Raw genomic sequence first — 13,087 nt, 5'->3', positions numbered from 1 at the left:
GCTCCGGTTTTGACCTTCCCCTTCTAGCACTGGTATCGTTTAAGGTTACCCTTGATTCTTCTCGTCGTCAACAACCTCATAATCGGCATCAACAACATTGTCCTTCTTGAAGTTGCCATCCTGGGCGCCTTGGCCATCCGCAGCACCCTCCCCTGCTCCTGCAGCCTGCTCATATAGCTTAGCGGACAGCTGCTGAACAATCTCAGTCAAACCTTCTGTAGCTGCGTTAATTTCTTCCAAGTTATCGGATGCGAGGGCCGATTTCACTTTTTCCTTAGCTTCGTTTGCTTTTTCCACATCGGAAGCCTCTGCTTTGTCCCCAAGATCTTTAATGAGCTTCTCGGTAGAATATACAAGCTGGTCAGCACCGTTCTTCGCTTCAACCAATTCCTTGCGTTTGCGGTCTTCCTCGGCATGAAGCTCAGCATCCTTCATCATTTGCTCTACTTCAGCATCGCTCAGGCCGCTGGAAGAAGTGATGGTGATCTTCTGGCTTTTATTTGTACCTTTATCCGTTGCAGATACATTAACAATACCGTTGGCATCAATATCGAAGGTAACCTCGATTTGCGGAACACCGCGTTGTGCCGGAGGAATATCATTCAGCATAAAGCGTCCCAGCGTTTTGTTGCCGTTCGCCATTTGGCGCTCACCTTGCAGCACGTGAATTTCCACGCTCGGCTGGTTGTCAGCAAAAGTGGAGAACACCTGCGATTTGCTTGTAGGAATGGTTGTGTTGCGCTCAATCATTTTGGTGAATACGCCGCCTGCAGTTTCGATACCCAGGGAGAGCGGAGTTACGTCGAGCAATACAACGTCTTTTACATCGCCCGTCAATACACCCGCTTGCACCGCTGCACCCAAAGCTACAACTTCATCCGGATTAACGCCTTTATGTGGCTCTTTACCCGTCAGCTTCTTGATCGCATCCTGTACGGCAGGAATACGGGTGGAACCGCCCACCAGCACGATTCTGTTCAGATCTGCAGGAGTCATACCCGCATCGTTGAGCGCTTGACGTGTTGGGCCTAAGGTACGTTCTACCAGGCTTGCAGTCAATTCATCAAATTTGGCACGGGTGAGATTGATCTCCAAGTGCTGTGGCACTCCGTCAACGACAGTAATGAACGGCAGGGATACTGTAGTTGTCAGCACACCGGACAGCTCTTTCTTGGCTTTCTCGGCCGCGTCTTTCAAGCGCTGAACAGCCGCTTTATCTTTACTGAGGTCGATGCCTTGTTCTTTTTTGAACTCAGACACCAGATAGTCCATAACCACTTGGTCAAAATCATCCCCGCCGAGACGGTTGTCCCCGCTCGTAGCTTTTACTTCGAAGAAGCCGTCGCCCAGTTCCAGGATGGATACATCGAATGTACCGCCGCCCAGGTCATAGACTAGAATAGTGTGGTCTTCGGATTTCTCCAGACCGTATGCCAATGCAGCCGCTGTCGGCTCGTTAACAATACGGAGCACTTCCAGACCGGCAATTTTGCCTGCATCCTTTGTAGCTTGACGCTGGCTGTCGTTGAAATAAGCAGGAACCGTGATAACGGCTTGGGTTACGGGCTGGCCAAGATAAGCCTCGGCATCGGATTTCAGCTTTTGCAGGATCATCGCTGAAATTTCTTGTGCGGAGTAGTCTTTACCGTCAATGTTTTCTTTGTGGCTGGTACCCATGTGGCGTTTGATCGAACTAATGGTACGATCCGGGTTGGTGATGGCCTGACGTTTTGCCGTTTCGCCGACAACACGCTCGCCGTCTTTCTTGAAGCCTACAACCGAAGGGGTTGTACGCGCGCCTTCCGGGTTAGGGATAACAACAGCTTCGCCGCCTTCCATAACCGCAACGCAAGAGTTAGTGGTTCCTAAGTCAATACCGATAACTTTACTCACTGTAATTGCCTCCTTGAAATTTTATGGGAGTTGTTCTCCCCGGGAATGGCTATGTGGTTGTAACCTTATAATCGTACGATTACAATTTAGAGCATGATATCTATTCCTTGAATAATTACTGCCGCTTCCTGGCGGACAGAAACTGCCAGCCTATATAGACAGACTACATGCTGACTTTGACCATGGCGGGACGAAGGACCTTATCCTTCAGGAGATAGCCCTTTTGGACTTCCTCCGTTACGATACCCTCTTCGTGTTCCTCACTCTCCACCTGCATGATGGCCTGATGATATTCAGGATTAAAAGGCTGTCCTACCGTTTCCATAGCCGTAAGTCCCTCGTTCTTTAATACCCCTTCCAGTTGGCGGAAAATCATATTTACGCCCTTGGTAAAAGCTTCAAAGTCGGGAGTAGCGGGAGCCGTAGCCAAAGCACGTTCGAAATTATCCATTACCGGAAGCAATTCCGTTACGAGCTTGGAGGTAGCATATTGCGCCAATTCTTCTTTCTCTTTCAAAGTACGGCGGCGGAAGTTGTCAAAATCAGCCTGTACCCGTAGTGCCCGGCCTTGGAATTCATCAGCCAGACCCTGCAGGCGCTTGAATTCATCGCCACTTTCAGCAGTCACCTCGCCGGCTTCCTCCGTCGTGAAGGCTTCGGTCTCAGAGACCGCTTCAGCCGCATCGGCTGCATTGTTGTCATTTATGGCTTGGTCTTGCACTTCGTTGGAATCTTGAACTTGTTCCTCTTTCAAGTTGTCTTCACCTCCTTAAAATGATCACAGCTCACTCACTTATACCAGTGTGCCAGCATCGCTGTCAAATCCCGGGACAGAATGCCCAGAATGCCCATTACCCTTGCATATTCCATACGGGTAGGTCCTAGGAGACCTATGCTTCCCAGCGCTTGCCCATCGAGTGAATAAGTGGCGGTTATAAGCGAACAGTTCGCAAAAGCCTCATGGTTGTTCTCCGTGCCTATACGTACCTGTATGCCGGTTCCACCGGAGACCGGCGACAGCATCTTCAGCAGAGTAGGCGTCTCTTCAAGAAGATCAAGGATATTCTTTACCTTATCAACATCCTTGAACTCCGGCTGAGTCAGCATATTCGTAGCCCCGCTCAGATAAATGCGTTGCTCCTGCTCACTCTCAAGCGCCGTGTCGAGCACCTGCATCAATTCTTCATAATGGGAGATGTGACGCTGCATCTCTTCACCAAGCTCGGAATAGAGCCGGCTCTTCAGCTTGTAAAGCGGTACATTGACCAGCTTGCTATTCAGCAGATTGACCACTTTCTCTATTTCCGAAACAGAAATCTCCGGCGGAATATTAACCGTCCGGTTCTCTACCTGTCCCGTGCTGGTGACAATGATGGCCACGGCTGTTCGATCATCAAGGGGCAGCAACTGAAAATGACGCAATGATGTATGGAAAACCTCCGGTCCCAGCAGGATGGAAGTATAATTCGTCATATTGGAAAGAATCATGGCCGCATGCTGGTTGACCTGCTCCATCACATTCAGCTTCTCGGCAAAAAAAGCACGGATCGTCCCTACCTCTGCCGATTCGGCGGAATTCCACGGTACCAGATGATCCACATAATAACGGTATCCCTTGTTTGAAGGTATCCGTCCTGCCGAAGTGTGAGGCTGTTCCAGATACCCAAGGTCCTCCAGATCAGCCATTTCATTACGGATTGTAGCAGGACTGTATCCTACATCTCCCCGTTTAGATATACTGCGCGAGCCTACGGGCTCAGCCGAAGATATATAATCATCTACTATGGCATTCAGTATCATTCTCTGGCGTTCAGTTAACATGTTATTCCCTCCTAACGGCTGTGGCTTCGATTCGTTAGCACTCTATAGAGATGAGTGCTAATCACTAATACAAAAATACCAAACTGACATTGACATTGTCAAGTCAGTTCAGCATCTTCAAAACAGCTATTTCATCGCAGGCATGCTGCTTGGAGCAGTTCACACAGTCTGTCCAGACTTTCTCGGGGAAGATCTCTTTATTTACAACTTCGAATCCGTTTCTGAGGAAAAAATTAACCGCATAGGTGAGCGCCATAATCTTCGGGATTTTCTGGCGTCTGGCTTCTTCGGTCAGCTCATTCACAATCAGGGCACCTATTCCTTGACCTTTATGTTCATCACTGAGGCCAAGTGAACGGATCTCGACGAGATCAGCCCCGAGTCTGCAGAGCGATCCACAGCCAACAAACTTGCCACCGATTTCAGCAACAACAAACAGATCAATCTGACGCTGTAGTGCCACTCTGGAACGAGGAAGCATGATACCTTTCTGCGCATACTCTTCAATCATCAGATACAGTGGCTCGATATCCTGGGCAGTGGCTTTTCTACATGTCGCCTTACTGTTTCCATTGTGAAATTCATGACGGGGCAACTCCGGCTTGGCAAGCACCTGCTTCACTCCCTACATTGCTATTATTGAATAAATATACAACAGGGTGAATTTGAATTCAAGAGTTATTTTAAAATTAAACCTCTGTCAATGCACCGACAAATTCCCCGAAAACATCATTGCCGAACAGCACTCCCTGCTTGCTCAGGCGATAGATGTCCCCCTCCTGCTCAAGCAATCCCGCAGCCAGCATTTTATGCAATGATTTGCGGAATACATCCTCCATGGATTTGCCGAACTGTGCCTGGAAAGCCGTGTCCGAAATGCCTGCCCGCATGCGAAGACCTACCATCATGAAGTCCTCCATCGCCTCTTCCGGTGTGATGTTATAGGTGTCCAGACGCGGCAGCCCTTTTCGGGAAGCCTCAATGTAAGGATTAACGCCTTTAATATTCACATGCCGCTGACGGCGTGCATATCCATGCGCTCCCGCACCCAGGCCATAATAATCTTCGTTGCGCCAGTAGGTGATGTTGTGAAAGCTCTCCTTGCCCGGTTTGGCAAAGTTACTGATCTCATATTGCTGGTAGCCCGCTTTCTCCATGGAGGACATCAGCAGTAGATACATCTGCAGTTCATCTTCTTCATTTGGCAGCGGAAGCTTGTTCTTATTATACAAGGTATGAAAAAGAGTATTCTCCTCCACCTTCAGGCTGTATATGGAATAGTGGGGCAGATCAAGCTCCAGCGCTTTTTGAATGCTGTCAGCCAGCATATCAACCGTCTGATTGGGCAAGCCGAACATAAGATCGACTGAAAGATTGTTCAGTCCAACTGCACGGGCATTTTCCAGGCTGCGATAAACGTCATCCACATTATGAATGCGGCCGATGCCTGACAACAGCTCATTCTGGAATGCCTGCACACCGAAGCTGACCCTGTTCACACCGCCTGCTTTCATGACCTCCAGCTTATCAAGGTCCGTAGTTCCGGGATTGGCCTCCATCGAGAACTCTATATCAGTATTCCAATTCGGAAAGTGTGTGCGTATGGACTTCAGGAAAAACTCCATTTCATCCGGCTTCAGCACGGTCGGCGTTCCCCCGCCTACAAAAATACTGTTAATGACGCCCGGAGGATTATCCCTAACTGTCAGCTCCATCTCCCGGTCCAGTGCATGGAGGTAATCCATGACCGGCTGGTCCTTCAGGACATAGGAATTGAAATCACAGTAAAAGCATTTGTTCGTGCAAAAAGGAATATGAATGTATACCGCCTCAGGGGGACGGCTGTTGTTAGCGAGGTTACTCATTAGCTGTCTCCTTTGTTGTAATTTTGTTAAAAAGCAAAGGGAAGCCTTACGGCTTCCCTGGCAGAGAATAAGCTACATTTGAAGCTTCTCATTAAAAGTGATGGTGGCATGCTCCTATAGTCGCTCATGTACTCCTCACCTATAGGCGCTTAATTACTCCTAACTTATAAGCGCTCATTATGCAATTGCACTTTGTACAACTATTCGCCGCGATAACCACCGAAATTCACATTTAGCTGCACTCGGTACACTTATTTTTCGAGTTTCAAGGCCTAGGGGCACTTTCTCCGCTTTTTAGCTGCACGAAGTGCAACTAAATGGATAGAATCCCTGAAAAGCGGACTTATAAGTGTACAAAGTACAGTTATCTTCTACAGCGTCTTCTATAGTAACTTCTCAGCGTCTCCATAGTAACTTCTACAGTGTTTCTATAGTAACTTCTACAGTGTCTTCTACCGTATTTTCTACCGTATCTTCTCGCCACTGTGCGATCTGAAGTGAAAATTCACTAATAGCAGACCTACTAAGGCGTTAACTATTACTCGTCGATCTTGAGCACAGCCATGAACGCTTCCTGCGGCACCTCTACGCTGCCGACCTGCTTCATGCGCTTCTTGCCTTCCTTCTGCTTCTCCAGCAGCTTCCGCTTACGCGAGATATCGCCGCCGTAGCACTTGGCAAGTACGTTCTTGCGCATCGCCTTAACGGTCTCGCGCGCGACAACCTTTGTGCCGACGGATGCCTGAATCGGCACCTCGAACATCTGCCGCGGAATAATGCCCCGCAGCTTCTCGCAAATTATGCGTCCGCGGTTGTAGGCGCGGTCGCGGTGAACGATAAAGGACAAGGCATCCACCTGCTCGTTGTTGAGCAAAATATCCATCTTGACCAGGTTCGACCTGCGGTAACCGGATATTTCGTAGTCAAAGGAAGCATAACCCTTGGTTCCTGATTTCAATTGGTCAAAGAAATCATAAACGATCTCAGACAGCGGAACCTCATAGGTGATCGTAACCCGATTCGTGTCCAGGTACTCCATGTTAACGAACTCTCCGCGTTTGTTCTGGCAAAGCTCCATAACGGTACCCACGTAGTCATTCGGTACAATGATTCCAGCTTTGACGTAAGGCTCTTCAACATAATCAATCGTGCCAATCTCCGGATAGTGGGAAGGGTTATCGATTTGTATGATTTCGCCGTTGGTCAGCATGATGCGGTAAATTACGCTTGGAGCCGTTGTAATCAGCGGCAGATTGAACTCGCGTTCGATCCGTTCCTGTATAATCTCCATATGCAGCAGTCCCAGAAATCCGCAGCGAAATCCGAATCCGAGCGCACTCGAGCTTTCCGGTTCAAAGCTAAGGGAAGCATCGTTCAATTGCAGCTTCTCCAGCGCTTCCCGCAAATCATTGTAATCCGAGGTCTCAATCGGATAAAGACCGCAGTATACCATAGGGTTAATTTTGCGGTAACCAGGGAGCGGTTCAAGCGTCGGGTTCTTCGCATCCGTTACAGTATCACCGACACGGGTATCCCCTACATGCTTAATGCCGGCTACGATAAATCCGACATCGCCCACATTCAATTCATTCACAATAGTCATCCGGGGCATAAACGCGCCGACCTCAATAACCTCAAACGTCTTGTCAGTAGCCATCATTTTGATCTTGGAACCTGCACGGATACTGCCGTCAATAACGCGGACATATACGATTACACCTTTATAAGGATCGTAATGGGAGTCAAAGATAAGCGCCTTCAGCGAGGACTCCGAGTTGCCGGTCGGTGCCGGAACCTGCTTCACCACCTGCTCAAGGATTTCCTTGATCCCAATGCCTGCCTTGGCCGAGGCCAGAACCGCTTCACTTGTATCCAGCCCTATAACGTCCTCGATCTCCTGCTTCACCCGCTCCGGGTCGGCGCTCGGCAAATCAATCTTGTTGATTACCGGCAGGATTTCCAGATTGTTGTCCAGCGCGAGATATACATTGGCAAGCGTCTGGGCTTCAATCCCCTGGGCCGCATCTACTACGAGCAGTGCGCCTTCGCAAGCTGCAAGACTGCGGGATACCTCATACGTAAAATCGACGTGTCCCGGTGTATCAATGAGATTAAGAAAATACTCTTCACCATCATCGGCACGGTAAGTGAGGCGAACAGCCTGCAGCTTAATGGTAATCCCGCGCTCACGTTCCAGATCCATCTGATCCAGCACCTGTTCCTGCATTTCACGCGAGCTAAGTGCGCCGGTATATTCCAGTATTCGGTCAGCCAGTGTCGATTTGCCATGGTCTATATGTGCAATAATCGAGAAATTGCGAATTTGTTCTTGTCTTTTCTGTACGTCAGTCATTCCTTACCCCCACAAACAGCCTGTTGTTAATCCATCTATTATAACAGTACAAGGTCTGCCCATCAATCCCGCGCCGAGCAAATAAGAAGAACCTTGTGCATACAAAAACAGCTATCCCGCCAATTCAGCAAGACAGCTGTTATATTCTTTCTTCTCACTCCCCGGATGAATCGAACAAGGAGACAACCCAGCGGATGCTTTTCTGTGAAGCCTGCTGAAGCAGCCCGGCTGTCTTGTCGGCCAGTGCATCTACCGTAGGCTTCTGCTCCTCGGGAACCAGAATTTGTCCTGGAGTCAGCGAACTGGAATCCGGCACCTCCTGCTGAGGCAGGCTTGCAACCGGCAGGCCTGTTCCATCCTTCTGTATTTGTGCTGGCAGAGCCGTATAAGCCCCAGTCTTCGCATCAATAGCAACAGGAACGTAAACATAGGTTGGACCGGCTTGAGTATTGGTATTAGTGTTTGGATTAGTGTTTGGATTGGGATTCGTGTTTGGATTAGTGTCGGTCTGGGCCGCACCGGCTATCCCATTCCACCCAGGCACCTGCGAGACCTTCGTCCCGCCGCTTCCCCCGAACTGCATACCAATTAAAATTCCGATGCCTGCCCAAATGCCGACTACAACCAGTTTTTTGCCAAAACGCGACATTTCGCCACCCCTTCTCCTGTACTTTTCACCCTCGCTCTAGGAAGCCCCGGCTGCCGCCTTGTCTGTGCTCTTTCCCTCAGTTGCTCCAGAGTCCTTCGACTTACTGGCTGCATTCACTTTCTCAGCCTCATGGCTGCTCCAGTACACATCCGCAATCGCGTCGCCCAATATTTCCGAAGTACGCTTCAGCTCTTCCTCCGTATTATCGATTCCTCCAACCTCTATCAGCACACTGTTAGGAGACAAGGACTGGTTGTATTCTCCGTTATTGCCCTTGTTGGCCGCCTTACCCCAGATTCCGCGCGATATTCCAGGATAGTCTTTCTCCAGCAGCTGGTGGATTTTGTTCGCAAACGCCTCATTCTTCTTCCAATCCTTATTCGCATGGCCGAGGATAAAATACACCTGGGCATAACTTTTTCCATCAATAATAGTAGTTGTTTTGGAATACCGCTGAGAGTCGCGGTGAATGTCGATTAATCCGTCGAGCCCCTCATTTTGGGCAAATGCCGACTTGATCATCATCCGGGAATATTTATAGGAAAAGTTCCAGCTGTAGTCTTCTATTGTTGTCGCATAGTCGATCAGGGAGTGTATCGTCCCAACCCCGCGCTTCTCCAGTCTTTTCGTCACATAGGAACCAACAAGCATTACATTCTTGGAAGGCTGCGCGGAGTTGGGATTATCGCTCTCTGCCCCAAGCAGAGAATTGTAAGCCTCACGGGGATGGGAGTGGTAAATAAGGATGCGTTTCTCCAAAAGAGCTTCAGAATCTCCATTAGTGTTATCGCTCTCACCACTACTCGTACCCGGCCCCTTTTCCCCAGCAGCTTCAGGACCCGCCGTGGCTTGCGGAGCGGGAGTTGTATCATCAGGCTTGTCCACCCCTTCATCAGGAGCTGGATCCGGAGTTGTAATATTATCCTCTATGGCGAGTTCATTTGTTCCGGGGTGGTAATCGGCCGGTGCATTCTCGCTGCCTCCCGAAGCCGTTCTAAGCAGAACGGGATCATCCGCATCCATGCCTGGAACCTCCCGGGATAGCAGGCTTTTCGGATCATTGGGATTCACACTGGTCAGCAATTGGAATACAAATGAAGTCACTTTTTCACCCGAAAGAGCACTAACTTCCTTTCCCTGGGGCAAATGCGGCACCTCCATCCCGAGTAGTTCCATGAAAAACCCGCTCGAAAGCGAGGTGGCAAGTCCCTTCATTGAAGGAATGGGTGAAGAGTTCAGCTTCTGTCCGGCCAATCCTCCGGCTCCTAACAATATGAAGAATACGAGGGAGCCTCCGGCAAGCAGCAGCATCGTTCTTCCCAGCGACAGCGCATCCAGCAGTCTTGCCCGCAATCGGCCGATGTTCCATAGCTGAAACCATCTTTTGTTCATTATTATGTGTCCTCCTCCAGGCCTCTGTAATCTCTTATACTTCAAATCTATGAGCACAAGAGCAGTACTAGAACCGTAATGGGAGAACAAAAAAATAGAGTTCATTCTATATTAATATATAAGTTGAACTAAAGATTTTGACCTATGCTATGGGGTGTTACCCGTAACTACGGAGAATGTTTGGACTTCCGGCCGCTGCCCATCCCCAGATGTTTTGGATTAGACCGCTAACAGCGGTGAACATCCGGGGACAAAGGCGGTCGCTATCGCTCCTACAGTTCCAAACTTCCCCTTCGTTACTCTCACCTTTTTATCATATAATTCTTTTGTTCGTTCCATATAGATGAACCTTTCCCGCTTGTATTGCAAAAAAAAAAAAGCGCATATCCGCACAAACCCGTAAGCGGGTTACCCGGATTGCGCTTTATTTCACTTAATGAGTATAACCGCCCACATTACCCGGATCGACTGCATCATGCAGTGCCGCATTCAGTCCACTGGCAACGATATTCGCAATTTCTTCGATGAACTCGTCGATCTCTTTCGGCGTTACAATCAGATCATGTCCGAGTGGCTCCAGCACTTCCTTGACTAACGCCAGCCGCTCATTCTCGGAAATATCATCCAGCAAGCCCATGATTTCTTTGGCGTGGGGCGTTCCCTGCCCGAAATGATTCTTCATCATTTCCAGTACATTGTTCACAATGGTTGAAGCATAGCATACGGTAGGCACACCAATAGCAATGCACGGGATGCCCAGAATCTCCTTGGTCAGCCCCCGTCTTTTATTACCGATGCCCGACCCTGGATGAATGCCGATATCCGCAATCTGTATGGTTGTATTGATACGTTCGAGGGAACGTGAAGCCAGCGCATCAATTGCAATAATTACATCCGGCTTTGTGCGGTCAAGTATCCCCTGAACCACCTCGCTCGATTCAATGCCCGTCAGCCCCAATACGCCAGGTGCAATAGCACTCACATTACGATAGCCGGGAGACACCTGATCCGGAACCAGTTCATAAAACTGCCGGGTAATGAGTGAATTCTCCACTACTAACGGGCCAAGTGAATCAGGCGTAACATTCCAGTTCCCAAGACCGACAATTAATACCGAGGAATTCTTGCTAATGCCAATACGGGTCATAAAATGCTCGAACTCCCGGGCAAAAGCCTCGGTTACCTTCACCTGCAAGCCGGTATCTCCACCACGCAGCCCAGGCACCTCCAGCGTCACATAATTGCCAATGGTTCGCCCGATGGCCTGGGAGCCTGCTGCATTGCTTACTTCAAGCCGGGTGATCTTGATGCCATCCGCTTCCTCCACCTCTTCATTCACACCGGAAATCGGTCTGTTTTGAGGTCCTGCGGCCAGTTCCTTTGCCTCTACTGCCAAATCGGTACGCACCGAGTACAGCTGAAGATCCGGTTCCATCGTTATATCAGCCTCCTATGCTCTTTTGTCGATAGTGTGCGAGAGAAAGCTGCTGATTATACAGAAGTGGAAGGGTTTAATTTGAAGAGTTTTGTTGTTGCATTTTGCTATCACACATGCTAAACTATTTTAAGTTGTGAATCATTTGATGATTTCGAATGTCTTACAGGAGGTGAATGCAATGCCAAATATTAAATCCGCCGTTAAACGCGTAAAAACGAACGAAAAACGCCGTGCACTAAATATTTCCCAGAAATCCGCGCTTCGTACAGCAGTTAAAGCCGCTGACACCGCGCTGGCAGGTACGGAAGTTGAAACTGCTCAAGCTGCTTTCCTAGCTGCTTCCAAAAAGCTGGACAAGGCCGTTTCTAAAGGTCTGGTTCATAAAAATGCGGCTTCCCGCAAAAAATCCCGCTTAGCGAAGAAATTGAACGCTCTTAGCGCGCAAGCGTAAGACGTATTCATAATGAGCAATTGAAGAACCTGACCGCTATGCTGCATACGGTTAGGTTTTTTTGCGTTCTTTTTAAATACAGAGCCAAACGAAAAAAGAGCCTTTCAGTCCTCTGTCTCCAGTGGCTTGAAAGGCTCTTTATGTCATTAGGCACCCAGCCGCAGCATGAACAGCTCCAGCCCCAGCACCTTATCTATGGCACCTGTTTTCATCTGATAATCAAGATCGGCCATTGTGCTTAATATCTGACGCAGCCGCCGGCTCTCGAACTTGCGTGCCTGTTCACCGGCCAGCTTGACGGCATAAGGATGCAGTCCCAGCTGGGAGGCGATCTGTCCCTGCGAATAGCTCAATGCTGATAAATCCTTGACCTGTAAAATAATCCGGAACTGCCGGGCGATCAGCGCGGCAATTTTAATCGGCTCTTCACGCTGCTTAAGCAGCTCATTTAACGCGTCAAGAGCTTTATCGAGGCGAAGGTTAGCGATATCCTCCACCAGCGTAAACACCGTTTGCTCGGTCCCGCGGTGAACCAGGCTGTCTACGGCAGCTGTATCCACCGTACCGCCTCTGCCCGCGAACAGACACAGCTTATCGATCTCTCCTGACAATCCCTGCAAACCCGTACCTGCACTGGCAATAAGAGCCTCAGCCGTACCGGGCGCCATTACACAGCCCTGATCGCGGATGGCCTTCTCTACCCAGCGCAGCAGTTCCTCCGCTCCCAGCGGATTAAAAGCCAATACCGTACCGGCTGCCTTGACGGCCTTGACGATTTTTTTTCGTTCATCCAGCTTGTCGTTATTAACCATAAACACAATGACACTGAAATCGGCAGGCCGCTGCAAATAATCATTTAAGGCCTCGATCCGGTGCTCCAGCTTGGCATTTTCTTTGCCTGCTGTAAACAGCGAGGCGTCACGCACCAGCAGCAGCTTACGCGGCACCATGAACGGGACCGTCTCCGCTTCCTCGATCACGGCTTGTACCGGGGTCTCCGACAAATCGAACGGAATTACCGCGAAATCACGGTCCTCCTTGGCGATAAGCTGATTCTCCAGAGCCGCTGCGAACTCATTCATGCGAAATTTCTCACTTCCGTACAGGACATACAGCGGTGAAATCTTCCCTTGCCTGATGTCTTTAACCGCCGTTTTGACATCCATCCCGCCACTTCCTTTTCCCATTCATCTGTTCCACTTTTTTAAGTTCTTACTTGAGAGTT

At 49.3% G+C, this 13,087-nt stretch carries 11 protein-coding genes; 1 reads left to right on the top strand and 10 read right to left on the bottom strand.

Annotation, left to right across the window (positions count from 1 at the left end; translation table 11 throughout):
• Nucleotides 1–45 precede the first annotated feature (45 nt).
• The 9 genes from dnaK to gpr all read right to left on the bottom strand — a co-directional run bounded on the left by dnaK (nt 46) and on the right by gpr (nt 11,408).
• Entirely contained in the window at nt 46–1,893 is a 1,848-nt protein-coding gene (dnaK, locus tag PaeBR_RS08585) for a molecular chaperone DnaK (protein ID WP_410514419.1), read from the bottom strand.
• Between the two features lie 163 nt (nt 1,894–2,056).
• Nucleotides 2,057–2,647, bottom strand: a complete 591-nt coding sequence (gene grpE / locus PaeBR_RS08580) for a nucleotide exchange factor GrpE (RefSeq protein ID WP_410514418.1) — start codon at nt 2,645–2,647, stop codon at nt 2,057–2,059.
• A 35-nt stretch (nt 2,648–2,682) separates the two neighbouring features.
• Complete coding sequence (gene hrcA / locus PaeBR_RS08575; protein WP_410514417.1) at nt 2,683–3,714, bottom strand: heat-inducible transcriptional repressor HrcA; 1,032 nt, start codon at nt 3,712–3,714, stop codon at nt 2,683–2,685.
• Nucleotides 3,715–3,817: 103 nt separating this feature from the next.
• Nucleotides 3,818–4,327: an N-acetyltransferase gene (locus PaeBR_RS08570; RefSeq protein ID WP_410514416.1), complete on the bottom strand. Its 510-nt coding sequence runs from the start codon at nt 4,325–4,327 to the stop codon at nt 3,818–3,820.
• Nucleotides 4,328–4,403: 76 nt separating this feature from the next.
• Complete coding sequence (hemW, locus tag PaeBR_RS08565; protein ID WP_410514415.1) at nt 4,404–5,579, bottom strand: radical SAM family heme chaperone HemW; 1,176 nt, start codon at nt 5,577–5,579, stop codon at nt 4,404–4,406.
• A 538-nt stretch (nt 5,580–6,117) separates the two neighbouring features.
• Complete coding sequence (gene lepA, locus PaeBR_RS08560) at nt 6,118–7,932, bottom strand: translation elongation factor 4 (RefSeq protein ID WP_410514414.1); 1,815 nt, start codon at nt 7,930–7,932, stop codon at nt 6,118–6,120.
• Between the two features lie 154 nt (nt 7,933–8,086).
• Nucleotides 8,087–8,581: a hypothetical protein gene (locus tag PaeBR_RS08555; RefSeq protein WP_410514413.1), complete on the bottom strand. Its 495-nt coding sequence runs from the start codon at nt 8,579–8,581 to the stop codon at nt 8,087–8,089.
• Between the two features lie 36 nt (nt 8,582–8,617).
• The gene (locus PaeBR_RS08550; RefSeq protein ID WP_410514412.1) at nt 8,618–9,973 is read right to left on the bottom strand and encodes a stage II sporulation protein P; all 1,356 of its coding nucleotides are present in this window, start codon (nt 9,971–9,973) and stop codon (nt 8,618–8,620) included.
• A 433-nt stretch (nt 9,974–10,406) separates the two neighbouring features.
• Nucleotides 10,407–11,408: a GPR endopeptidase gene (gene gpr, locus PaeBR_RS08545; RefSeq protein ID WP_410514411.1), complete on the bottom strand. Its 1,002-nt coding sequence runs from the start codon at nt 11,406–11,408 to the stop codon at nt 10,407–10,409.
• Nucleotides 11,409–11,589: 181 nt separating this feature from the next.
• Between gpr and rpsT the strand changes: the two genes are divergently transcribed.
• The gene (rpsT, locus tag PaeBR_RS08540) at nt 11,590–11,862 is read left to right on the top strand and encodes a 30S ribosomal protein S20 (RefSeq protein ID WP_410514410.1); all 273 of its coding nucleotides are present in this window, start codon (nt 11,590–11,592) and stop codon (nt 11,860–11,862) included.
• Nucleotides 11,863–12,008: 146 nt separating this feature from the next.
• Here the strand turns inward: rpsT and holA are convergent, their stop codons facing one another.
• Nucleotides 12,009–13,028, bottom strand: a complete 1,020-nt coding sequence (gene holA / locus PaeBR_RS08535; RefSeq protein ID WP_410515120.1) for a DNA polymerase III subunit delta — start codon at nt 13,026–13,028, stop codon at nt 12,009–12,011.
• Nucleotides 13,029–13,087: the final 59 nt, after the last annotated feature.

The organism is Paenibacillus sp. BR2-3, from assembly GCF_046529485.1.
Taxonomy (GTDB): Bacteria; Bacillota; Bacilli; order Paenibacillales; family Paenibacillaceae; genus Paenibacillus_AQ.
Note: the sequence above shows the minus strand (reverse complement) of the source record. Positions and strands in the feature narration are given on the sequence as shown.

Coding starts and splice junctions, on each gene's coding strand:
- lepA (WP_410514414.1), bottom strand. CDS start 7,932: ATGACTGACGTACAGAAAAGACAAGAACAAATTCGCAATTTCTCGATT.
- PaeBR_RS08555 (WP_410514413.1), bottom strand. CDS start 8,581: ATGTCGCGTTTTGGCAAAAAACTGGTTGTAGTCGGCATTTGGGCAGGC.
- hrcA (WP_410514417.1), bottom strand. CDS start 3,714: ATGTTAACTGAACGCCAGAGAATGATACTGAATGCCATAGTAGATGAT.
- rpsT (WP_410514410.1), top strand. CDS start 11,590: ATGCCAAATATTAAATCCGCCGTTAAACGCGTAAAAACGAACGAAAAA.
- holA (WP_410515120.1), bottom strand. CDS start 13,028: ATGGATGTCAAAACGGCGGTTAAAGACATCAGGCAAGGGAAGATTTCA.
- PaeBR_RS08550 (WP_410514412.1), bottom strand. CDS start 9,973: ATGAACAAAAGATGGTTTCAGCTATGGAACATCGGCCGATTGCGGGCA.
- hemW (WP_410514415.1), bottom strand. CDS start 5,579: ATGAGTAACCTCGCTAACAACAGCCGTCCCCCTGAGGCGGTATACATT.
- gpr (WP_410514411.1), bottom strand. CDS start 11,408: ATGGAACCGGATCTTCAGCTGTACTCGGTGCGTACCGATTTGGCAGTA.